Source organism: Halorussus aquaticus (genome assembly GCF_024218795.1).
Taxonomy (GTDB): Archaea; Halobacteriota; Halobacteria; order Halobacteriales; family Haladaptataceae; genus Halorussus; species Halorussus aquaticus.
Genome location: NZ_CP100400.1, coordinates 2,246,991 through 2,270,062, shown reverse-complemented (window position 1 = coordinate 2,270,062; position 23,072 = coordinate 2,246,991). Strand labels below are relative to the sequence as shown.

The 23,072-nt window shown below is 64.5% G+C and carries 21 protein-coding genes and 1 pseudogene; all 22 read left to right on the top strand.

The window, feature by feature from the left end:
- Positions 1–36 precede the first annotated feature (36 nt).
- The 22 genes and pseudogenes from NGM06_RS11740 to acs all read left to right on the top strand — a co-directional run bounded on the left by NGM06_RS11740 (position 37) and on the right by acs (position 23,046).
- Positions 37–1,308, top strand: coding sequence for a 5-(carboxyamino)imidazole ribonucleotide synthase (locus NGM06_RS11740; RefSeq protein ID WP_254267139.1), 1,272 nt, complete (start codon positions 37–39; stop codon positions 1,306–1,308).
- A complete protein-coding gene (purE, locus tag NGM06_RS11735) occupies positions 1,305–1,937 on the top strand; it encodes a 5-(carboxyamino)imidazole ribonucleotide mutase (protein WP_254267138.1) in 633 nt (210 codons plus the stop codon). Before NGM06_RS11740 ends, purE begins: the two co-directional genes overlap by 4 nt.
- Positions 1,938–2,402: 465 nt before the next feature.
- Positions 2,403–2,813, top strand: coding sequence for an NADH-quinone oxidoreductase subunit A (locus tag NGM06_RS11730; RefSeq protein WP_254267137.1), 411 nt, complete (start codon positions 2,403–2,405; stop codon positions 2,811–2,813).
- Complete coding sequence (locus NGM06_RS11725) at positions 2,810–3,514, top strand: NADH-quinone oxidoreductase subunit B (protein ID WP_368410483.1); 705 nt, start codon at positions 2,810–2,812, stop codon at positions 3,512–3,514. Before NGM06_RS11730 ends, NGM06_RS11725 begins: the two co-directional genes overlap by 4 nt.
- Positions 3,511–5,181: an NADH-quinone oxidoreductase subunit D gene (locus tag NGM06_RS11720; RefSeq protein WP_254267135.1), complete on the top strand. Its 1,671-nt coding sequence runs from the start codon at positions 3,511–3,513 to the stop codon at positions 5,179–5,181. The genes NGM06_RS11725 and NGM06_RS11720 overlap by 4 nt, the downstream gene beginning before the upstream one ends.
- A complete protein-coding gene (locus NGM06_RS11715) occupies positions 5,181–6,281 on the top strand; it encodes a complex I subunit 1/NuoH family protein (protein WP_368410437.1) in 1,101 nt (366 codons plus the stop codon). The genes NGM06_RS11720 and NGM06_RS11715 overlap by 1 nt, the downstream gene beginning before the upstream one ends.
- Positions 6,281–6,742 (top strand): NuoI/complex I 23 kDa subunit family protein, encoded by a 462-nt coding sequence (locus tag NGM06_RS11710; protein ID WP_254267134.1) that lies wholly within the window; start codon positions 6,281–6,283, stop codon positions 6,740–6,742. Before NGM06_RS11715 ends, NGM06_RS11710 begins: the two co-directional genes overlap by 1 nt.
- Positions 6,743–6,794: 52 nt before the next feature.
- Positions 6,795–7,061: an NADH-quinone oxidoreductase subunit J gene (locus NGM06_RS11705; RefSeq protein ID WP_254267133.1), complete on the top strand. Its 267-nt coding sequence runs from the start codon at positions 6,795–6,797 to the stop codon at positions 7,059–7,061.
- Positions 7,062–7,093: 32 nt separating this feature from the next.
- The gene (locus tag NGM06_RS11700) at positions 7,094–7,489 is read left to right on the top strand and encodes an NADH-quinone oxidoreductase subunit J family protein (protein WP_368410482.1); all 396 of its coding nucleotides are present in this window, start codon (positions 7,094–7,096) and stop codon (positions 7,487–7,489) included.
- On the top strand, positions 7,489–7,791 hold the full coding sequence (gene nuoK / locus NGM06_RS11695; RefSeq protein WP_254267131.1) for an NADH-quinone oxidoreductase subunit NuoK: 303 nt from the start codon (positions 7,489–7,491) through the stop codon (positions 7,789–7,791). Before NGM06_RS11700 ends, nuoK begins: the two co-directional genes overlap by 1 nt.
- 4 nt (positions 7,792–7,795) lie before the next feature.
- Entirely contained in the window at positions 7,796–9,850 is a 2,055-nt protein-coding gene (gene nuoL / locus NGM06_RS11690; protein ID WP_254267130.1) for an NADH-quinone oxidoreductase subunit L, read from the top strand.
- Positions 9,851–11,380: a complex I subunit 4 family protein gene (locus NGM06_RS11685; RefSeq protein ID WP_254267129.1), complete on the top strand. Its 1,530-nt coding sequence runs from the start codon at positions 9,851–9,853 to the stop codon at positions 11,378–11,380.
- Positions 11,381–12,871: an NADH-quinone oxidoreductase subunit N gene (locus NGM06_RS11680; RefSeq protein WP_254267128.1), complete on the top strand. Its 1,491-nt coding sequence runs from the start codon at positions 11,381–11,383 to the stop codon at positions 12,869–12,871. It abuts the gene before it with no gap.
- Between the two features lie 255 nt (positions 12,872–13,126).
- Complete coding sequence (locus tag NGM06_RS11675; protein ID WP_254267127.1) at positions 13,127–14,644, top strand: DHH family phosphoesterase; 1,518 nt, start codon at positions 13,127–13,129, stop codon at positions 14,642–14,644.
- Positions 14,645–14,716: 72 nt separating this feature from the next.
- Positions 14,717–15,544, top strand: a complete 828-nt coding sequence (locus NGM06_RS11670; RefSeq protein WP_254267126.1) for a CBS domain-containing ParB/RepB/Spo0J family partition protein — start codon at positions 14,717–14,719, stop codon at positions 15,542–15,544.
- A gap of 203 nt (positions 15,545–15,747) precedes the next feature.
- The gene (locus NGM06_RS11665) at positions 15,748–16,764 is read left to right on the top strand and encodes an ABC transporter ATP-binding protein (RefSeq protein WP_254267125.1); all 1,017 of its coding nucleotides are present in this window, start codon (positions 15,748–15,750) and stop codon (positions 16,762–16,764) included.
- On the top strand, positions 16,761–17,540 hold the full coding sequence (locus tag NGM06_RS11660) for an ABC transporter permease (protein WP_254267124.1): 780 nt from the start codon (positions 16,761–16,763) through the stop codon (positions 17,538–17,540). Before NGM06_RS11665 ends, NGM06_RS11660 begins: the two co-directional genes overlap by 4 nt.
- A gap of 37 nt (positions 17,541–17,577) precedes the next feature.
- Positions 17,578–17,781, top strand: a pseudogene (locus tag NGM06_RS24145) (ATP-binding cassette domain-containing protein); the annotation flags it as partial.
- Between the two features lie 188 nt (positions 17,782–17,969).
- Positions 17,970–19,670, top strand: a complete 1,701-nt coding sequence (locus tag NGM06_RS11650; protein WP_254267123.1) for an acyl-CoA mutase large subunit family protein — start codon at positions 17,970–17,972, stop codon at positions 19,668–19,670.
- Between the two features lie 93 nt (positions 19,671–19,763).
- Complete coding sequence (locus tag NGM06_RS11645) at positions 19,764–20,603, top strand: DUF7537 family lipoprotein (protein WP_254267122.1); 840 nt, start codon at positions 19,764–19,766, stop codon at positions 20,601–20,603.
- A 60-nt stretch (positions 20,604–20,663) separates the two neighbouring features.
- Complete coding sequence (locus tag NGM06_RS11640; RefSeq protein ID WP_254267121.1) at positions 20,664–20,882, top strand: DUF8015 family protein; 219 nt, start codon at positions 20,664–20,666, stop codon at positions 20,880–20,882.
- Positions 20,883–21,054: 172 nt separating this feature from the next.
- A complete protein-coding gene (gene acs, locus NGM06_RS11635) occupies positions 21,055–23,046 on the top strand; it encodes an acetate--CoA ligase (protein WP_254267120.1) in 1,992 nt (663 codons plus the stop codon).
- Positions 23,047–23,072: the final 26 nt, after the last annotated feature.

Sequence of the window (23,072 nt, the reverse complement as noted above, 5' to 3'; positions counted from 1 at the left end):
AAATCTTATGCAGGGGCGTCCACAACTCACGCCCAGATGACCGACACAGAGACGCTCGGCGTCGTCGGCGGTGGCCAACTCGGCCGGATGCTGGCGGAGGCGGCCACCCCGCTCGGCGTGGAAATCGTCGTCCTCGACCCGACGCCGGACTGCCCGGCCTCGCCGGTCGCCCGCGACCAGATCGTCGGCGAGTTCACCGACGAGGAGGCCGTCCGGGAACTGGCCGCGCGGTCGGACTACCTGACGTACGAAATCGAGTTGGCCGACCCCGACCTGCTGGAGTCCGTCGAAGCCGAGTACGACGTTCCCGTGAACCCCGACCCCGAGACGCTCCGGACGATACAGGACAAACTCGTCCAGAACCGCACGCTGGCCGAGGCGGGGGTCCCCGTCCCCGAGTTCCGCCGGGTTGACGACCGCGCGGACTTAGAGGCGGCGCTCGACGAGTTCGGCTACCCCGTCATGCTCAAAGCCCGGGAGGGCGGGTACGATGGGCGCGGCAACGTCCCCGTCGAAGACGAGAGCGACGTGGACGAGGCGCTGGCCGAAATCGACGCCGCGACGGACGCCGACGGCGTCCACGCGGTCGTCGAGGAGTTCGTGGACTTCGAGCGCGAAGTCTCGGTAATCGGCGTCGAGGGGACCGACGAGAGCGCCACCTTCCCGCTCGGCGAGAACGTCCACCGCGAGGAGATTCTGCGCGAGACGGTCGTTCCGGCCCGGACCGACGACGCGGTCGCGGAGCGCGCCCGGGAGGTCGCCGAGGACGTGCTCGACCTGCTCTCCGGTCGGGGCGTCTACGGTATCGAGATGTTCGAGACGAGCGAGGCGCGAAGCGCCTCGAATGCGAGTAGCGCGGAGCAAAGCTCCGCGGACAGTCGAGCGGCGGTGCCGCGAGACGACGGTGACGAACCGCGAGCGGACGGTGAGATTCTGGTGAACGAAATCGCCCCGCGACCCCACAACTCGGGCCACTACACCATCGAAGGCGCGCTGACCTCGCAGTTCGAACAGCACGCCCGCGCCGTGACCGGGCGACCGCTCGGCGCGACGGACCTCCGGAGTCCCGTGGCGTCTGCCAACTTCTTGGGCGGCGGCGAAGAGCGCCGACCGGCCGCCCACTCCGGCGACGACGCGATTCTGTCCCACCCGGGCGCGAGTCTCCACTGGTACGGCAAGCACGAGGTGTACCCCCTTCGCAAGATGGGCCACCTGACCGTCGTGGGTGGCCGCGACTCGCGCGACGGCGACGTGGACGACCTGCTTCGGACGGCCCGCGACCTGCGAGACGGGGTGACCTTCGAATGAGCGAACTCCAGCGACTCATCGACGACCTGCGAGCGGAGGCACAGCGCGACAGGGACCCCGAGGACACCCCGGAAATCGGCATCGTGATGGGGAGCGACTCGGACCTCGACGTGATGGCCGGGTCGGACGACTCTGAGGGTGCCTACGACGCCCTCACGGAGTTAGGGTTCGAGGAAATCACGGATTACGACGACCCGCCGGAGGCCCGGTTCACGTTCGAGACGTACGTGGTGTCGGCCCACCGGACTCCCGAACTGATGTACGCCTACGCCGAGACTGCCGAGGAGAGGGGTCTCGACGTGATAATCGCGGGCGCTGGCGGGAAGTCGGCCGACCTGCCGAACATGACCGCCTCGCTGGCGTATCCGCTCCCCGTGGTCGGCGTGCCGGTACAGGAGAAGTCACTGCCCTCCGTGGTCGGGATGCCCACGGGCGCACCCATCGTCGCGGTGGACGCGGGCAAGTCGTTCAACGCGGCGCTGTCGGCGGTCCAGATTCTCGCGCGCCAGCACGGCGACCTCCGGGACCGCCTCGTGACGTATCACGACGAACTGCAAGAGGACGTGGCTACCGTGTCGCGGCGACTCCACGAACGGGGGACGCCGGGATTCCGTGACGAAGAGCAGTAGCCCCGAAGCGTTCGCACCGACCGGGCCTCGGTCGGTCCAATTTACCTGTCGTAACTCTCTCCTCGCCCCGTCGAACAGTGGCGCTATCCCGGACGAAAGATAAGGTACGTCTCCGCCTACCGGCCGTTTTCCCGCCGGGTTCGTCGGTTTACTCTGCTTATTGTCAGTCCGAGGCGCTGAGAACCGCGGTGTAGCATCGGTGAAACTCGCGTGGTTCCGGATTCGGAGGGAAATATTCCGTTTCTCGACACGAACCGTCATACCGTCGAAAGGCGCGTGAGGCGGCCAGATTCGTTGGAATCGCAAGAATCAACGCTTATCTCTTGGACCATCCGCTAGAATCTTGGAATCTTTACGCTCGTGTTACCGAGCTACGCTCTAATTCGGTTATAGCGGCTCACATCGGGGAAAATCAACGCTTATAGGGGTGCGCTCATAATCTCGGGATGGTAGGAGAATATCGGCATGAATCCATGGATAGCGATTGGCGCGTTGGCGCTGGTGGGGCTGTTGATACCGCTCGGAATGATGGCGGTCTCCAGCCTGCTCCGGCCTACCGTGCCCGAGAAAGGAAAAACCGCCACCTACGAGAGCGGCGAGGTGCCGACGGGCGGCACGCGTATCCGCTTCAACATCCAGTACTACATGGTCGCGTTGCTGTTCGTCGTCTTCGACATCGAGACCGTCCTCATCTTCCCTTGGACGGTCATCTACCGGAGCGCGGTCTCGATGGAGGGCGTCGGACTGGCCAAGACCCTGTTGCCGATGTTGCTGTTCATCGGCGTCCTCGTCGTCGGTCTCGGTTGGGCGTGGCGTAACGGTGCCGTACGGTGGGTCCGCAATCCCGACCGTTCGCAACGGAGCGTGAAACGATAATGAGTAACGAACCACGGGAGACGATTCACGGTAGCACAGTACCGCAGACCAAGACCCGCGAGGCCCGGATGGAGGGTGTGGACAGTCGGTTCAACTCGAAGCTTCGGGAGGCGTTCGGCTCGACGCCGTTCATCCTCACCAAGTTCGACAAGTTCATGAACTGGGTTCGGGGGTCCTCGATGTTCATGCTGCAGTTCGGTATCGCGTGCTGCAGCATCGAGATGATGCACACCTACGCGGTGAAGCACGACCTCGACCGCTTCGGGTCGGGCGTCCCGCGCGCGTCCCCGCGGCAGGCCGACGTGATGATCGTTCCGGGGACCATCGTCTCGAAGTTCGCTCCCCGGATGAAGCGCGTCTACGACCAGATGCCCGAACCCAAGTTCGTCGTGAACATGGGGTCGTGCGCCATCTCCGGCGGTCCGTTCCAAGAGGGCTACAACGTCATCAAGGGCGCGGAGGAGGTCATCCCGGTGGACATCCACGTTCCCGGTTGCCCGCCCCGCCCCGAGGCACTCATCTACGGCGTCGTGAAGATGCAGGAGCGCATCGCCAACGGCGAGACGAGTCCCGTGACGGTCAAACCCTACGAACTGGAGCAGTTCGGCGACCTCGAACGCGACGAACTCATCGACAAACTCGCCGACGACATCGACGAGGACACCCTCGTGATGCGGTACAACTGGGCTGATTCACCATGAGTTCCCAAGAGAAAGCGCCCGAGGGAGACCTTCCGCAGGTCGAGGGCGTCGATTACGACGCCATCGAGGACCTGCTAGGCGACCGCGTGATTCGACGCGAGACTCACCTCAACGCAGAGGGGTTCGTCGTTCGACCCGACGAAGTCGAGGAGTCGCTCGAACTCCTCCGCGACGAGGCCGGGTTCGACCACCTCTCGATGCTCACGGCGCAGGACTACGAGGACCGCTACGAGAGCATCTACCACCTGACCAAGTACGACGACCGAACCCAAGAGGTCAGCGTGGTCGTGCCGACCGACTCGGAGAACCCGACCAGCGAGTCGGCGGCGTCGGTGTACAAGACGGCGGAGTGGCACGAACGTGAGGCCTACGACCTCGTGGGCATCGACTACGAGAACCACCCGGACCTGCGGCGCATCCTGCTGCCCGAGACGTGGCAGGGCCACCCGCTGAGTTCGGACTACGACCAAGATAAGCCCCAACTCGTCACGCTGGACGAACACGTCAATCCGCTCGCCGAGAGTCAGGAGGACAGCGAGTCGGACACGATGTTCCTCAACATCGGTCCGCACCACCCGGCGACACACGGCGTACTCCACGTCAAGACGGTGCTGGACGGCGAGCAGGTCGCGGACGTGGAACCCGACATCGGCTACCTCCACCGCTGCGAGGAGCAGATGTGCCAGCAGGGCACTTACCGCCACCAGATCATGCCGTACCCCGACCGGTGGGACTACTCGTCGGCGGGCCTGCTCAACGAGTGGGCCTACGCCCGCGTGGCGGAGGACCTGAACGACATCGAGGTGCCCGAGTACGCCCAGATTATCCGGACGATGAGCGCCGAACTCTGTCGCATCGCGGCGCACATGCTGGCGCTCGGGACGTTCTGTCTGGACATCTACGGCGACTTCACGGCCATCTTCATGTACGCCATGCGCGACCGCGAGAAGGTCCAGAACCTGCTGGAGGACCTGACGGGTCAGCGCATGATGTTCAACTACTTCCGCCTCGGCGGGGTCGTCTGGGACCTGCCCGAACCCCGCGAGGAGTTCTTCGGGAAGGTCCGTGACTTCATCGACGACCTGCCCGAGACGCTCGAGGAGTACCACGACCTCATCACGAGCAACGAGATATTCCAGAAGCGCACCATCGACACCGGCGTCCTCGAACCCGAGACGGCCAAGCAGTACGGCTGTACGGGACCGGTCGCTCGCGCGTCGGGTATCGACTACGACCTGCGTCGCGACGACCCCTACGGCTACTACGACGAACTCGACTGGGACGTCGTGACCGAGGACGGGTGTGACAACTTCGCTCGACTGCTCGTCCGGATGCGCGAGGTCGAGGAGTCGGCCAAGATTATCAGCCAGTGTATCGACCTGCTCGAAGACTGGCCCGAGGACGAGCGCAACATCCAGAGCAACGTCCCGCGGACCCTCAAGCCCGACCCCGACACCGAAGTCTACCGGGCGGTCGAGGGCGCGAAGGGCGAACTCGGGATCTACATCCGGTCGGACGGCACCGACAAGCCCGGCCGGTTCAAGATTCGGAGTCCGTGCTTCAACAACCTCCACTCACTGGAGGCGATGGCCGAGGGCGAGTACGTCCCCGACCTCGTGGCCGCACTGGGCAGCCTCGACGTGATTCTCGGGGAGGTGGACCGCTGATGACGGCGCTGGTCCCCCTCCAGGGACAGGCGGAACCGCTGCTCCCCGAGACCATCGGCAAGTTCCTGTTCGGCGCGAACATGGCTCCGTGGCAGGAGGCCGTCGCGGCGTTCCTCGCGGCGTTCGTCATCGGCAACATCATGCTGGCGATGACGGGCGTCGCCGGTCCGTGGGCCAAGCGGAAGATCACGGCGGCGTTCACCGACCGCATCGCGGTCAACCGGGTCGGTCCCGCCGGTCTGCTCATCATCGTGGCCGACGCGGTCCGCCTGCTGAGCAAGGAACTCATCATCCCGGACGGGGTCGACCGTCCGGCCTTCGACCTCGCGCCCATCGTGATGGCGGGGTCGGCACTGCTCGGCTTCGCGGTCATCCCGATGGGCCACATCTTCGGCGTCAATCTCCACCTCGCCGACCCCGAAATCGGGATGGCCTACGTGTTCGCGGTGGCCTCCATCGCCACGCTCGCGCTGGCGATGGCCGGGTACGCCTCGAACAACAAGTACTCGCTGATGGGCGGTCTGCGCGCCATCGCGCAGAACATCGCCTACGAGATTCCGCTGGTCGTGACCGCGGCGTCGGTCGTGCTGTTCACCGACTCGCTCCAGATGAGCCAGATCGTCGCGGCACAGCAGGAACCGCTGTTCACGCTCGCGGGCATCACGATTCCGTCGTGGTTCGCGTTCGTGAACCCGTTCGCGTTCGTGCTGTTCGTGGTCGCGAACCTCGCGGAGGTCGGTCGGAACCCGTTCGACATCCCGGAAGCCCCGACCGAAATCGTCGCCGGGTACCAGACGGAGTACTCGTCGGTGTACTTCGTGCTGTTCTACCTCGGCGAGTTCCTCCACATCTTCCTCGGAGGCGCAATCATCGCGACCCTCTTCCTCGGCGGTCCGAGCGGCCCGTTCCTGCCGGAGTCGCTGAACTTCGTCTGGTTCGTGGTCAAGATATGGGCCGTCTTCCTGTTCACGCAGTGGGCGCGGTCGGCAGTCCCGCGTCTCCGCATCGACCAACTCATCGAAGTCGGCTGGAAGGGCATGCTCGTGTTGAGTTTCGCTAACCTCGTCCTGACGGCCATCATCGTTGGGGTGATGCTCTAATGATCGGAGTCCTCAAATCAATGGCGACGACGCTGAAGCACGCACTGGACGGGTCCACGTTCACGGTCGAGTACCCGGACGTGGCTCCCGAAGTAAGCCCCCGATTCCGCGGGGTCCACAAGTTCAGTCAGGAGCGTTGCATCTGGTGTCGCCAGTGCGAGAACGTCTGTCCGAACGACACGATTCAGATCGTTCAGGACGACCAGCGCAACGGCGAGGAGTACAACCTCCACATCGGACAGTGCGTCTACTGTCGGTTGTGTGAGGAGGTCTGCCCGGTGGACGCCATCCTGCTGACCGAGAACTTCGAGTTCACGGGCGACACCAAAGACGACCTCGTGTACAACAAAGAACAGTTGAAGAACGTCCCGTGGTACAAGGACATCGACCCCCTCGAATCCCGCGAACCCGACCGTGGTGCGTGGATCGGCGAAGGCGAGGGTGAGGTGGACTACCAGTAAGTCCGTCTCGAAACGTTAAAAGGCCGATTACGAGAACTTCAAGGTGACTGAAATGGCATACGAGACACTCACGTTCGGGCTGTTCGCTCTCGTCACGATAGCGAGCAGTCTGGGCGTCGTCCTGGTGCGGGACGTTTGGCACTCGGCGTTACTGCTGGGTGTCGCGTTACTCTCCGTCGCGATCCACTACGTGATGCTGCAGGCGGAGTTCCTCGCAGCGATGCAGGTCCTCGTCTACGTGGGCGGGGTACTCGTCCTCATCACGTTCGCCGTGATGCTGACGCGCCAGGCAAAGACAGAGGAGGTATCGAACGTATGAGCGACTACGACGACGACAGGGACCGGCGCGAAGTGAGTACCGAACCCGAGGTCGGCATCGACGACAGAGGTCGGAAGTGGCCCGGCGTGGCCGCGCTGGCGCTGTTCGGGGTGCTGGCGTGGGTCTTCGTCGGTGCCGAGTTCGGCGAGGCCGCTGGCTTCCCCGACGGCGCGTCGATTACCGCCAGCATCGGGTACGCGATGTTCAACATCCCGGCGGAGAACGCGATCCCGAGCGAGGGATTCCTGATTCCGTTCGAGATCATCGACCTCGTGCTGGTCGCGGCGCTCGTCGGCGCGGTCATGCTGGCACGACGCGAGGAGAGCGGCGAGATAACGACGGCGCTCCGCTCGGACGCGGTCGAGCAAGAGTCCTCGCCGCAGGAGGTCGTCCCGGACGGGGGCAAAGCGGACGGAGGTGAGCAGTGATGGTTCCGATACAGTACTACCTCCTGCTCTCGGCCGCTATCTTCGCGATCGGTATCTTCGGCATCCTGACCCGTCGGAACGCGCTGCTGTTCCTGATGAGCGTGGAGCTACTGCTGAACGCGGCGAACATCAACCTCGTCGCGTTCTCGCGGTTCCACGGTAACCTGACGGGCCAGACGTTCAGCCTGTTCACGCTGGCGCTGGCGGCCGCCGAAGTCGCGGTCGGTCTCGGCATCATCCTCGTCCTGTATCGCAACTTCGCAGACGTGGACGTAACTGAAGCGGCAACGATGAGGTGGTGAAACGATGGCAGCACTCCCATTCGAACTGACTCCGGCCATCGCGGCCCTGCCGTTCGTATCGTTCCTGATCGCGTTGTTCGTCGGCGCGTTCGCCCCGCGACTGCTCCCCAAGGGCGGCGCGATTCCCGGCATCCTCGCCACGGGTGGCTCGCTGCTCCTGTCGCTGTGGGTCTTCCTCACGGTGTCGGGCGGCGAGACCTACCACGAGTACATCACGTGGGTCGCGGGCGCTGGCGAAGCGACGTTCGACCTCCATCTGGGCGTCCTCGTCGACCCGCTGTCGTCGATGATGCTCATCATCGTCTCGCTGGTGGCGTTCCTCGTCCACGTCTTCAGCCTCGGCTACATGAACGACGAGGGAGAGACGGGGCTGCCCCGGTACTACGCCGGACTCGGCCTGTTCACCGCGAGCATGCTCTCGTTCGTGTTCGCGGACAACCTCCTGATGGCGTTTATGTTCTTCGAGCTGGTGGGCCTCTGTTCGTGGCTCCTCATCGGCTTCTGGTTCCGCGACGACGCGCCGCCGAGCGCGGCGAAGAAGGCGTTCCTCGTCACCCGATTCGGTGACTACTTCTTCCTCGTCGGCCTCGTCGGCGTCTTCGCCACCTTCGGCACGTCGATGTTCGTGGCTGGCGGTGAGGGCGGCGAGCACGCGCTCCAGTCGTTCCCCCACATGGCCGAACTGGCCATCCTCGAGGGCGAAACCGCCGGGATAACGACGTATCTCGGTCTCGACCCGCAGGCCTGGTTCGCGGTTCTGGGCCTGCTCATCCTCGGCGGCGTCGTCGGCAAGTCCGCGCAGTTCCCGCTGCACACGTGGCTGCCCGACGCGATGGAGGGTCCGACCCCGGTCTCCGCGCTGATTCACGCGGCGACGATGGTCGCGGCGGGCGTCTACCTCGTCGCGCGCATCTACGGGTTCTACGCCCTCCTGCCGCAGGTGTTGGCGCTCATCGCGTTCGTCGGTGGCTTCACGGCCCTGTTCGCGGCGACGATGGGCGTCGTCAAGAAGGAGATAAAGCAGGTGCTGGCGTACTCGACCATCTCCCAGTACGGCTACATGATGCTCGGACTGGGCGCTGGCGGCTACGTCGCAGCGACCTTCCACCTGATGACCCACGCGTTCTTCAAGGCGCTGCTGTTCCTCGGCGCCGGGTCGGTCATCATCGCGATGCACCACAACGAGGACATGTGGGACATGGGCGGCCTCAAGGACCGGATGCCCGTGACCTACTACACGTTCCTCTCGGGGTCGCTCGCGCTCGCGGGCATCGTCCCGTTCGCGGGCTTCTGGTCGAAAGACGAGATTCTGTTCGAGGCGCTCGCCCGCGGGATGGAGAACCCCATCCTGCTGGCCGCCTACGCGATGGGGCTGCTCGCGGTGTTCTTCACCGGGTTCTACACCTTCCGGATGGTCGCGCTGACCTTCCACGGCGAACCCCGCTCGGACACCGCCCGCGACCCTCACGGCGTGCGCTGGAACGTCAAGTTCCCGCTCGCCGTCCTCGGCATACTGGCGGCGGTGGCCGGTCTGGTCAACATGACCCCGGTCGCCGAGGTGACGGGACTCCACATCGAGTACCTGCACAACTGGCTCGGCGGTCCGCTCGAAGCGACGTCGGTCCACAACTACACGCACATCCTCGAAGAGGCGGGCGTCCATCACGCGGAACTCTCGCCCATCGTTCCGGGTCTCGTCTCGCTGGCGCTCGCGCTGGCTGGCGCGGGACTCGCGTGGAAGCTCTACGCCGTCCCCTCGCCCGAGGAGCACACCGACAAACTCGGCGGTGCGAAGTCGGTGCTGTACAACAACTACTATCAAGACGAGTATCAGGTCTGGCTCGCTGAGGGTCTCACCCTGCCGCTGGCCCGCGCCGCAGACAAGTTCGACCAGGGCGTCATCGACGGCGTGGTCGACGGCGTCTCCAGCGTGAGCCTGTTCGGCGGGAGTCGCATCAGGCGGATCCAGACCGGCGTGGTGTCGAACTACGCCTTCCTGCTGACGGCGAGTTTCGTCGTGCTGCTCGTCGCTATCGGTCTCGTGGGAGGTTGGTTCTGAATGTGGATTGAAGCACTTATCGCGGTCACGATGCTGAGCGCGCTCGTGGTGTTCGTCGCCCCGAACAAGGTGGCGGAGAAGCTCGCGTTCGCGCTCAGTCTGCTCCCGCTCGCCGGGAGCCTCTGGATGTACAGCACGTACGAGGCCAGCGGTAACGCCCTCTTGGAGGGTAGCGAACTGGCCTTCGAAGAGAGTTTCACGTGGGTCACTGCGGGACCGTACGCGCTCAACTGGCACGTCGGTCTCGACGGTATCAGCATGCCGCTGGTCGCGCTGACCACGGTACTCACGTCGCTGGCCCTGCTGGCGTCGTGGACCCCCATCGACGAGCGTCAGAGCCAGTTCTACGGCCTGATGCTCTTCCTCGAAGCCAGCCTGCTGGGCGTCTTCTCGGCGCTCGACTTCTTCCAGTGGTTCGTCTTCTGGGAGATGGTGCTGGTGCCGATGTACGTCCTCATCGGCGTCTGGGGCGGTCCGCGCCGCAAGTACGCGGCCATCAAGATGTTCGTCTACACGAACATCGCCTCGCTCGTGATGTTCATCGGGTTCATCGCGTTGGTGTTCGGTCTCGGTGACTCGGTGACCACCCTCGACATGCCCGCCATCGCGCAGGCGCTGCGCGCGGGCGAACTCGGTAGTCTGGGACCGGTCGGCGCGGGTACCCTGAAGACGGTGGCGTTCGTCGCCATGTTCGCCGGGTTCGCGGTGAAGGTCCCGGTCGTCCCGTTCCACACGTGGCTGCCGGACGCCCACGTCGAGGCCCCGACGCCGGTCTCCATCATGCTGGCCGGGGTCCTGCTGAAGATGGGTACGTACGCCCTGCTCCGGTTCAACTTCACGATGCTGCCGGAGGTCGCGCAGAACAACGCGCCCATCATCGCGCTGTTCGCGGTGATCAGCGTCATCTACGGCGCGATGCTGGCGCTGGCGCAGTCGGACCTCAAGCGCATCGTGGCGTACTCCTCGGTCTCTTCGATGGGGTACGTCATCCTCGGTCTCGTGGCGTACACGCTGTACGGCATGGGCGGCGCGACCTTCCAGATGGTCGCCCACGGTCTCATCTCGGGACTGATGTTCATGTCGGTCGGCGTCATCTACAACACGACGCACACCCGGATGGTCTCGGACATGTCCGGACTGGCGAGCAAGATGCCGTTCACCGTCGCGGTGTTCGTCGCGGGCGCGTTCGGCTACATGGGCCTGCCGCTGATGGCCGGGTTCGCCGCGGAGCTGTTCATCTTCCTCGGCTCGTTCGGCGCGTTCGCTGGCTCGGTGTGGTTCACGGCCGCCGCGATGTTCGGCATCGTCGTGGTCGCGGGCTACCTGCTGTTCGCCATGCAGCGCACGCTGTTCGGGACGTTCGAGTTGGAGACCGACTACGAGGTCGGTCCGGCCGCGTTCCACGACGTGGCCCCGCTCGTGGTCCTCATCCTGCTGGTCATCCTGCTGGGCGTCGAACCGGGTATCTTCTACACGATGATTCAGGACGCAGTGAATCCGCTGGTTCCGGCGGCCGGAGGTGGTGTATAGATGGCGTTCCAACTTCCGACGTGGATGGCGCTCGGTCCGACGCTCGCGTTCGCACTGACGGGACTGCTCCTGTTGGTCATCGACAGCTTCTCGGACTCGACTAACCGCGGCGTGCTGGCCGGAACGGCGACCCTCGGGTCGCTCGTCGCGGTCGGTCTCTCGGCGTGGTACCTGTTCGCAGGGACGGGCGCGGAGCCGATTCGGCTCTATCAGAACTCGCTCGTCGTGGACACGATGAGCCTGTTCTTCGCGTTCGTGTTCGCCAGCGTGACCACGCTGGTCTGCGTCGCCAGCTACGACTACATGCGCGACCACTCGTATCAGGCCGAGTACTACGCGCTCGTCACCCTCGCGGCGACGGGCATGACGCTGATGGCCGCCGCGAACAGCCTCGCGGTGGTGTTCGTCAGCCTCGAACTCTCCAGCCTGCCGTCGTTCGCGCTGGTCGCCATCCTGAAGAAGAACCGCGGGAGCGTCGAAGCCGGGCTGAAGTACTTCCTCATCGGCGCGCTCTCGTCGGCCATCTTCGTCTACGGCGTCAGCCTCGTCTACGGCGTCACCGGGACGCTGCTGCTGCCGGAAATCGCGACCGGCGTCGCCGAGACGCAGTTGACCGGCGTCCTCGGCATCGGCATCCTGATGATGCTGGGCGGGTTCGCGTACAAGACCGCGTCGGTCCCGTTCCACTTCTGGGCGCCCGAGGCGTACGAAGGCGCACCCGCGCCCGTCTCGGCGTTCCTCTCGTCGGCGTCGAAGGCCGCCGGGTTCGCCGTGGCGTTCCGCGTGTTCACGGTCGCGTTCCCGGTCGAGGAACTCGTCATGGGCGCGACCGCGGGCGTGGACTGGGTCCTCGCGGCCCAGATTCTCGCGGTCGTGACGATGACGCTCGGTAACTTCGCGGCCGCGACCCAAGACGAGGTCAAGCGGATGCTCGCGTACTCGTCCATCGGGCACGCGGGCTACGCGCTCATCGGTCTCGCGGCGCTGTCGGGCGGCAACGACCAGTTCGTGCTCGGCGCGAGCATGGCCCACCTGCTCGTCTACGGGTTCATGAACACGGGCGCGTTCCTGTTCATCGCCCTCGCCGAGTACTGGTCGGTCGGCCGGACGTTCGAGGACTACAACGGTCTCGCCACGCAGGCACCGTTCGCCTGCGTGGCCATGACCGTCTTCATGTTCAGCCTCGCGGGACTCCCGCCGTTCGGCGGTTTCGTGAGCAAGTACTTCCTGTTCGCGGCCGCCGTGGGCGCGGGCTTCTGGTGGCTCGCCGCCGTGGGTGCCATCAACAGCGCGCTGTCGCTGTACTACTACTCGCGGGTCGTGAAGGCGATGTGGATTGAGGACTCCTCGGGCGAGTTCGACATCGAGTCCAAGCCCGTCGGTCTCTACGCCGCGCTGGCCGCGGCCGCGGTCGTGACGGTGCTGCTGCTCCCCGGATTCGGTCCGGTCTGGCAGTACGCCACCGACGCCGCGGCGGCGCTCGTGGCGTAGAACGACCGCGAACCGACGCTACCGTTCTCCGACTCCTTTTTTGGCCACTGCTGAGATACGGCCGCTGTATCGGCAGAGCCCCAGAACCCGGACGCTACGGCACGACTGAACTGCCCGACGCGACAGTGTCGGGACCGACCGACATCGTCCGCGGCCACGGGGACCGTGCCGGGACAACCAGAAATCGCGAGCTACCACCGATTTCAGCCGCTAGACGGTAGACTTTAGGCCGCGCAACAGAAAGCGCGGATTAGGATGGTCTCCCGGTTGGTGTTGGGGTGTGGAACCGTCGGTCAGAACATCGTGGAGGCGTTAGTCGACGGTCCCGGGAGCCTGTTGGTCGTCGACGACGCCGAGAGCCTGTTGGTCGTCGACGACGCCGAGAGCCGCATCGAGGCGCTCCGCGAGGAGGGCGTGTCGGCGACGCTCGGCGACTCGACCGACCACGAGACGGTGCGAACGAGCGCCGACGCCCCGGACATGGTCGTCGTCGCCGACTGCGACCCCGAGACCAATCGGCGAGCCACGGAACTCGCGGTCGAGTTGTTCCCCGACGCGTACGTCGTCAGCTATCTCGGCAGAGACTACGGCATCGACCAGCGCGAGCGCATCGTCGCGCTGGCCGACCGGGTCATCGACCCGAACGAGGCCATCGTCCAGCAGGTGTTGGGCGTCTCGCTCGGCGAACACGCGGACCTGACGGCGAACCTCCAGCGGACGCTCCGGTCGATAGACGGGACGCTGGCCGTGTTCATGCACGATAACCCCGACCCCGACGCCATCGCCAGCGCGGTGGCGCTCTGTCGTATCGCGGAGGAGGTCGGCGTCGATGCGGTCCCCTGCTACTTCGGCGACATCTCCCATCAGGAGAACCGCGCGTTCGTCAACCTGCTCGAACTGGACCTCCGGAACTTCGACGCGGGACCCGAACTCGACCTCTCGGAGTTCGGAGGAATCGCGCTGGTGGACCACTCCCGTCCCGGGGTCAACGACCAACTCCCGACCGACACCGTCGTGGACATCGTGGTGGACCACCACCCGCCGAAGGAACCGGTCGAGGCGAGGTTCGTTGACCTCCGGAGCGACGTCGGCGCGACTTCCACCCTGTTGGCCGAACACATCCAACGGCTCGGTATCGACCTCTCGGAGTCGGTGGCGACCGGTCTCCTCTACGGCATCCGCGTCGATACTAAGGATTTCTCGCGGGAGGTCTCGACGGTCGACTTCGAGGCCGCCTCCTTCCTGCTTCCCCACGCCGACGTGGGGACGCTGGAGCGCGTCGAGAGTCCGTCGGTGAGCGCCGACACCTTCGAGACGATGGCGCGGGCCATCGACAACCGCCGGGTCGAAGGCACCGTGCTGGCGACCTGCGTCGGGAAACTCTCGGACCGCGACGCGCTCGCGCAGGCGGCCGACCAACTCCTCGACATGGAAGGGATAACCACGACGCTGGTGTACGGGTTCCGCGACGGGACGGTGTTCGTCTCCGCACGCGCCCGCGGAACCGCCATCGACCTCGGCGAGACGATGCGGGCGGCGTTCGGCCAGATCGGGAGCGCGGGCGGCCACGCCGACATGGCGGGTGCCCAGATTTCGCTCGGTCTGCTCGGCGAAGTCGAGCAAGAAGAGGAGTCCTCGCTGACCGACGTCGTCAGCGACGTGATTACGGACCGCTTCTTCGAGACGATTCAGTCGTCGCCACAGACCGACGGCGAGTACGCCCGCGGCGGCGAGGCGAGTTTCGACACGACCGTCGTCGAGAACGAGGACTGACGACACCGGGCCGGAGTCTCGTCCGGACGGCGAGCGGGAATCCTTTTGACCCGCGACCGCATCCAACCAGTCATGGACGTGGCCGTAGCGGACGGCGGGACTGCCGACGGCAAGCCGAAGGTCAAAGACTACATGACCCGCGACGTGGCGACGGTATCGCCCGACGCCACCGTGGACGAGGTCGCGCGTCGCATCGTCGAAAGCGACGAACACAACGGCTACCCGGTCTGTGACGGGCGGCGAGTCGAGGGGTTCGTCAGCGCGCGCGACCTCCTGCTCGCCGACGACCGCGAACCGATATTCAAGGTGATGAGCAAGGACCTCATCGTGGCCCACCCCGACATGAACGTGAACGACGCCGCGCGCGTCATCCTCCGGTCGGGCATCCAGAAACTCCCCGTGGTGGACGACGCGGGCAACCTCGTGGGCATCATCTCCAACACCGACGTGATTCGCTCTCAGATAGAGCGAGCGACGCCCGAGAAGGTCGGCAAACTGATGCGGACTCTCGAATCTATCCACGACACCGAGGTCGAACAGACCCGCAAGGAGGTCCCGCTCGACGACCTCACTCCGACGCAGGGGAAGGTCTACGCCGACGAGTTGGAGGGCCGGACCTACGAACTCGAACGCGGACTGGCCGAACCGCTCGTCGTCATAGACGCCGCCCCGAACAGCGCCGACGGCGACTTCCTGCTGGCCGACGGTCACCACCGCGTGATGGCGGCCGACAGACTGGACGTCGAGGAGATGGACGCCTACGTCATCCTCGTGGACGAGGACGTGGAACTCGGGATGGAGAAGACCGCCGAGAAGGAGGGTCTCGACTCGCTGGACGACGTGACGGTCGTAGACTACGCCCGCCACCCGCTGGTGGAGACGACGAAGCGGTTGCAGTAGTCGGGCGCTCTTCTGGGCGTCGTGTTTCTCACCTTCCCGACGCGCCTCTCGGGAAAATACAGGTAGTTTACACATCTTGCGAACACGTCGTCGCGTTTCCGGACGACGAATACCGACCATAGCGGGACCGAACACGCCGTTCGCGCGGATTCGTTTTGATCTGAGATGGAAAATTTTACACGCGATGCGCAGTTCTCTCAAGTATGGATTCAACAGAACGCCGACAAAAACAACCGGTCCTCTCGGTTCGGGACCTGCGAAAGACGTACGGCGACGGCAGTGTCGTCGCAGTCGACGACGTCTCCTTCTCGGTGGAGCGGGGGTCCGTCGTCGGCCTGTTAGGTCCCAACGGGGCCGGGAAGACTTCGACCATCAAGTCGATACTCGGTGTCGTCCTGCCGGACGAGGGCGAAGTAGAGGTCGACGGCGTGAACGTCCACGACGGGAACGAAGAGATTTACGAGAAATTGAGCGCCGTCCTCGAGGGCGCGCGGAACGTCTACTGGCGGCTGACCGTTCGGGAGAACCTCTCGTTCTTCTCGTCCCTGCAGGGCATCGACCCGCGGGACCACCGCGAGGAACACGAGGAACTGATGGAACTGCTGAACATCGACCACAAGGCCGACGAGGTGGTCAAGGACCTCTCGCGGGGCATGAAGCAGAAGACCGCCCTCGCCTGTGCGCTCGTCCGCCAGACCCCCGTCCTCTTTCTGGACGAACCGACGCTGGGTCTCGACGTGGAAGCGTCCCACGACCTTCGGCAGGAACTCGAACGCCTCGTCACGCAGGAGAATCGGACGGTAATCCTGAGCAGTCACGACATGGACGTGATGCAGGACCTCTGTGACCGCATCATCATCATGGACGAGGGCGAAGTCGTCACCGACGAGGACGTGACGGAACTGGTACAACTGTTCCAGACGCAGGCCTACGAGGTGGTCTTCGAGGAGGCGGTTCCGACGACGCCCCGACGGGCGCTCGAAAGCGAGTTCGACGTGACCGAGTGGCGCGAGCGCGGCGACTGGACGGTCTGTGAGGTTTCGATGGACGACCGCGAGCGAGTACACGACCTGATGGACGTTCTCGAGGAGTTCGACCTGACGCCCCGGTCGGTCTCGGTCGTCCAACCCGACCTCGAAGACGTGTTCCTCGAAGTGACCGGCGAAGCCGAGTACGGTGAGACCGAGGACGCGGCCAAGAGAGTGGAGGGGCGAGCGTGAGTCTCCACCATCTCTATCTGTTCAGTCGCGCCTCGCTCCGCAAGTCGCTCACCCTGATGCGGCGGTACCTCGTCAACACGGTCTCGCGGATAGTCAGCATGTACCTGTTGTTCGCGGTGATGTTCTTCGGCGGTCAGCAGATTGCGGGTGCGGCCATCACCCGGTCGATAGAGGGCATCATCGTCGGGTACTTCCTCTGGATGCTCATCCTGAGCGCCTACTCGTCCATCGCGAACAACATCACGAACGAGGCCCAATGGGGCACGCTCGAACAGTTGTACATGTCGCCGCTCGGGTTCGACCGAATCGTGGGCGTCAAGACCGTCGTCAACGTCTCCGTGAGCCTGTTTATCGCGGCGATGCTTCTCGCCTTGATGCTTCTCACGACCGGCGTCACGCTGAGCTTCGACCTGCTCACCATCACACCGATTATAATCCTGACGCTCGCGCCCGCAGTCGGGTTAGGCTACGTCTTCGGCGGTCTCGCCCTGCTCTACAAGCGAATCGAGAGCACGTTCCAACTCATGCAGTTCGCGTTCATCGCACTCATCGCGGCCCCGGTCGAGCAGTTCGCCGCGCTCAAGTTCGCGCCATTCGCGCTGGGGAGCTATCTGCTCAGGCAGGCTATGAGCGAGCAGAAGAGTCTGCTGGAGATACCGACCGCGGACCTCGGCCTGCTCGTCGCGGTGGGACTCGCCTATCTCGGTCTCGGCTACGGTATCTTCCGCGTCATCCAAACGAAGGCCCGAGAGCGCGGCGTGCTAGGCGAGTATTAACTATCAAGACGTCGTGATTTCACACAAACTACACGATATGAATCTCTCGATATCGAATCTCGGTAAGCGGTGGGCACCCGACGTGTGGGGGCTCAGAGACGTGTTGATGGAACTCGAATCGGGCGTCGTCGGTCTACTCGGACCCAACGGTGCGGGGAAATCGACGCTCATGGAGATGAGTACGACGGTCACGAAACCGACCGAGGGGACGATTCGGTGGAACGGGACCGACGTCACTGAGTCGCCGAACGAACTGCGCTCCGTACTCGGCTACCTCCCGCAGGACTTCGACGCCTACCCGAACCCCCCTCGGGTTCAGTCTGGCAGCCGTCGCACTGCTCTGCGTCGCGCTGGTCGCTCGCCGCCGTCAGTTCCGGTAACCCGAACGAGTCACGCAGATTCATTATCCTTGGTGCAAATATTACGAGTATGTACGACGAGGACGACCTCGCGGAGATACGCGACGCGAAGGAGGAGTGGGAGGAAGAGACCCTCGGTCCCGTACTCGACGCCTACGGCGAGCGCAAGGACCGGTTCGCCACGGTGTCCAACCTCGAAGTGGACCGGCTCTACACCCCCGACGACGTGGCCGACATCGACTACGAGGAGGATCTGGGCTTCCCCGGCGAGGACCCCTACACCCGCGGGGTCTACCCCACGATGTACCGCGGGCGGACGTGGACGATGCGCCAGTTCGCCGGGTTCGGCACGGCCGAGGAGACCAACGAGCGCTTCCACTACCTCATCGACGAGGGCCAGACCGGTCTCTCCACCGCGTTCGACATGCCGAGTCTGATGGGCAAGGACAGCGACGACCCCCTCTCGGACGGCGAGGTCGGCAAGGAGGGCGTCGCCGTGGACACGCTCAAAGACATGGAGATTCTGTTCGACGGTATCGACCTCGCCGAGGTCTCCACCTCCTTCACTATCAACCCCTCCGCGCCGGTCATCTACGCGATGTACATCGCGCTGGCCGACAAACAGGGCGTCCCTCGCGAGGAGATTCGAGGCACCCTCCAGAACGACATGCTCAAGGAGTTCATCGCCCAGAAGGAGTGGGTGATTCCGCCCGAACCCAGCCTCGACATCGTCACCGACACCATCGAGTTCGCCGTCGAGGAGACGCCCAAGATAAAGCCGGTCTCCATCTCGGGCTACCACATCCGCGAGGCGGGGTCGACCGCGGTGCAGGAACTCGCGTTCACGCTCGCGGACGGGTTCGCCTACGTCGAGGACGTGATGGACCGGGGTCTCGACGTGGACGAGTTCGCCCCGCAACTCTCCTTCTTCTTCAACTCGCACAACTCCATCTTCGAGGAGGTCGCCAAGTTCCGCGCCGCCCGGCGCATCTACGCCAACGTCATGGAGGAGTGGTACGGTGCCGAGGCCGAGGCCAGCAAGCAACTCAAGTTCCACACCCAGACCGCGGGCCAGAGCCTGACCGCCCAGCAGCCCCTGAACAACGTGGTCCGGGTGACGATTCAGGCGCTCGCCGGGGTCCTCGGCGGTACTCAGAGCCTCCACACCAACAGCTTCGACGAGGCGCTCGCGCTCCCCTCCGAGAAGGCCGTGCGGGTCGCGCTCCGAACCCAGCAGATAATCGCCGACGAGTCGGGCGCGGCCGACATCGCGGACCCGCTCGGCGGGTCGTTCGCCGTCGAGAGCCTGACCGACGAGACCGAGGAGAAGGCGATGGCCTACATCGAGGAGATAAAGGAGATGGGCGACGGGTCGGTCCGCGACGGCGTCCTCGAAGGCATCGAGCAGGGCTACTTCCACCGCGAGATTCAGGACGCCTCCTACGAGTATCAGGAACGCGTCGAGGCTGGCGAGGAGACGGTCGTCGGCGTCAACAAGTACGAGATGGAGGAGGACACCCGCCCCGACATCCTCAAGGTGGACGAGGAGACCCAGCAGCGCCAACTCGACCGCCTCGCGGAAGTCAAGGCGGAGCGCGACGACGACGCTGTCGAGGCCGCGCTGGACGACCTGCAGGACGCCATCGACGACGGCGAGAACGTGATGCCCGCCATCGTCGACGCGGTGAAGGCCTACGCGACGATGGGCGAAATCATGCAGGTGTTCGAGGCCGAGTACGGGAGCTATCAGGAGACGGTCAGCGTGGCCTGACGCGACCTCGATACTCGTCGGTCACGAACAGTCGCGCGTTTCTGGCAGCAAACGGACAGACTTTTACCACCCTGAACTCAGGAATCGGTCGATATGTCGCGAAGAGAGACGGTCTGCACTATCGCAGTCATCGTAGTGCTGCTACTGGCGGGATGCAACTCGCCACTGTCCGGCGAACGACGTACCGCTGCCGAGACGACTGACACGGTGAACATCGGAGACCCGGAGACTACGACGACGCCGATGACGCTCGAAGACGTAACGTTGCCCGAGAGCGTGAACCGGCGGGGAATCGGGAACGCCACGGCGCTTACCGAGAACTACGCACGCGTCATCCGGAACAGTAGTTACACGCTTCGGTTCGACAAGTCCCGAGTTCTCGAAGACGGGACCCAAACCCACCACACCACGGAAATAGTCAAGAGAAGCCTCGAAACGGACGAAAAGTACCGATACACGAACCAGTCCTCCGAGAGAGACCGCAGAATGACCGTCTCGTATCTCAACGGGACCGATTTCTACAAGAAGTACGTCGCAGGCGAAACCGAATACAGGACTGGCACCGTTCCACCGAACTCCGTGGCGGAGTTCCAGCCGAGGACGGCGATGGTGTCGTTCCTCGAATCGCGTTTGCGGACCGGACAGTACGAGAATCCCAGCCTCGTCCGACGAGACGGGAAACTGTTCGTGAAGTACCGACTCGCGGGTCTCGACAGCGACGCAAAGTTCGTCCTCTCGGACTCGATAACGAACGTCTCGGGGTCGGTCCTCGTAAGTCGCGACGGACTCGTCCGTCGTATCTCGATGAACCTCACGAAGGGCGGACGCGGACCGGACGTATACATGCGAACCGAGTTCCGCCTCGTCGAGGTCAGTAACGTCACGGTCAAGAAACCGGAGTGGACGGACGAAGCAGTCGCGAAGGGGGACTGACCGACGCCGCCGGGGCGGCGTTACCCAACCTTCTTTCGGTAGCGTGGCGTCAGGTTTCACATGAACTACACCGTGCAGTACTACGACCTCGTGCTGGTCGCCATCTTCGCCACGATGGGAGTCGGCGCTGTCGTCGGCGTGCTGACCTCGCTCGCGCTTTCGACCGCGGTAATCATCGCGGGCGTGGTCGCCGCGCTGGTCATCGCTCACAGTCTCTTCGTCAGAGGGCCGGTGGACGAACCCGCCGACCTCACCGACGAAGTGGACGCGCTGAACTGACCGATGCGAGTCGAACGACTGAGTGACGCGGGGTCGAAGCGAATCCCGCAGGCGCTACGTAATCGCGGAGTATCGCGGCCTGCGTTCGGGAACGCGCGGCGTTCCCCGCCGTCAGGTGTGCTAACTCTCGCCAACATTTATTGCTCTCCTGAGTGAGTAGTATGACGAACCTATGCCAGACGATACCGCCGAACTCGAAGCACGGCTCGAAGAGCAGGACGAGTTCGAGCCGCCCGAGGAGTTCGTCTCGCAGGCGAACGTTTCGGACGCCTCGGTCTACGAGGAGTTCGAGGAGGAGTGGCCCGAGTGCTGGGAGCGGGCGGCCGAACTCCTCGACTGGGACGAGGAGTACGACACGGTGCTGGACGACTCGAACCCGCCGTTCTACGAGTGGTTCACCGGCGGGAAGCTGAACGCCTCGGCGAACTGCCTCGACCGTCATCTGGACGACCGGGGTGACGAGGCGGCCATCGAGTGGGTCGGCGAACCCAGCGACGAGGACGACCGCACCTACACCTACGAGGAACTCCACCGCGAGGTCAACGAGTTCGCGGCCGCGTTGAAGGAGATGGGCGTCGGCGAGGACGACGTGGTGACGATGTACATGCCGATGATTCCCGAACTCCCCATCGCCATGCTGGCATGCGCCCGCATCGGCGCGCCCCACAGCGTCGTCTTCGCGGGCTTCTCCGCGGACGCCCTCGCGACTCGGATGGAGAGCGCGGACTCCGAGTATCTGGTGACCGCCAACGGCTACTTCCGGCGGGGCGACGCGCTCGACCACTACGAGAAGACCCGCGAGGGCCTCGGCGACGTGGGTCACAACGTGTCTGACGTGGTCGTCGTGGACCGACTCGGCGAACACGGTCACGGGCACGACCTCGAATCGAACGAGCACTACTATCAGGACCTCGTGGAGGAGCAGGAAGGCGCGGAGGTCGAACCGGTGTCGCGAGACGCCGAGGACATGCTGTTCCTGATGTACACCTCGGGCACGACGGGGCAACCGAAGGGCGTCAAGCACACGACCGGCGGCTATCTGGCGTGGACGGCGTGGACGTCGCAGGCCGTGCTGGACGTGAAGCCCGAGGACACGTACTTCTGCTCGGCGGACATCGGCTGGATCACCGGCCACTCCTACATCGTCTACGGTCCGCTCGCGCTGGGCACCACGACGATGATGTACGAGGGGACGCCGGACCACCCCGAACGCGACCGCCTCTGGGAGATCATCGAGGAGTACGGGGCGACACAGTTGTACACCGCCCCCACCGCGATTCGGGCGTTCATGAAGTGGGGCGAGAAGCACCCCGACCAGCACGACCTGTCGAGTCTGCGCCTGCTGGGGACGGTCGGCGAGCCAATCAACCCCAAGGCATGGAAGTGGTACTACAAGCACGTCGGCGGCGAGGACTGCCCCATCGTGGACACGTGGTGGCAGACCGAGACCGGCGGCATGATGGTCACGACCCTGCCGGGCGTCAACACGATGAAGCCCGGAAGCGCGGGACCGCCGCTCCCGGGCGTTGACGCGCGGGTAGTGGACACGAACGGCGAGGAAGTCGAGGCCGGGCGAGCCGGATACCTGACCGTCCAGAAGCCGTGGCCGGGGATGCTGCGGACGCTCTACCAGAACGACGAGCGCTACGTGCAGGAATACTGGGCGGAGTACTCCGACACCGACAGCGACGACCCCGACGACTGGGTCTACTTCCCCGAAGACGGCGCGAAAATCGACGAGGACGGCTACATCACGGTCCTCGGCCGCGTGGACGACGTGCTGAACGTCTCGGGCCACCGCCTCGGTACGATGGAAATCGAGAGCGCCATCGTCGGCGTCGAAGGCGTCGCCGAAGCCGCCGTCGTCGGCGGAAAGCACGACGTGAAGGGCGAGGCTGTCTACGCCTACGTCATCACCGAAGACGGCTACGAGGAAGGCGACGAGATGCGCGACCGCATCGTCGAGGGCGTCGAGGACGCTATCGGTCCTATCGCGCGACCCGAGGCAGTTATCTTCACGCCCGAACTCCCTAAGACCCGCTCGGGCAAGATCATGCGCCGACTCCTCGAAGACATCGCCAACGACGAGGAACTGGGCAACACCTCCACGCTCCGGAACCCGGACGTCGTCGAGGACATCCAGCGGAAGGTCAGCGGCGACTGACGGAGGTCGGCTCGGTCACTGAGAGG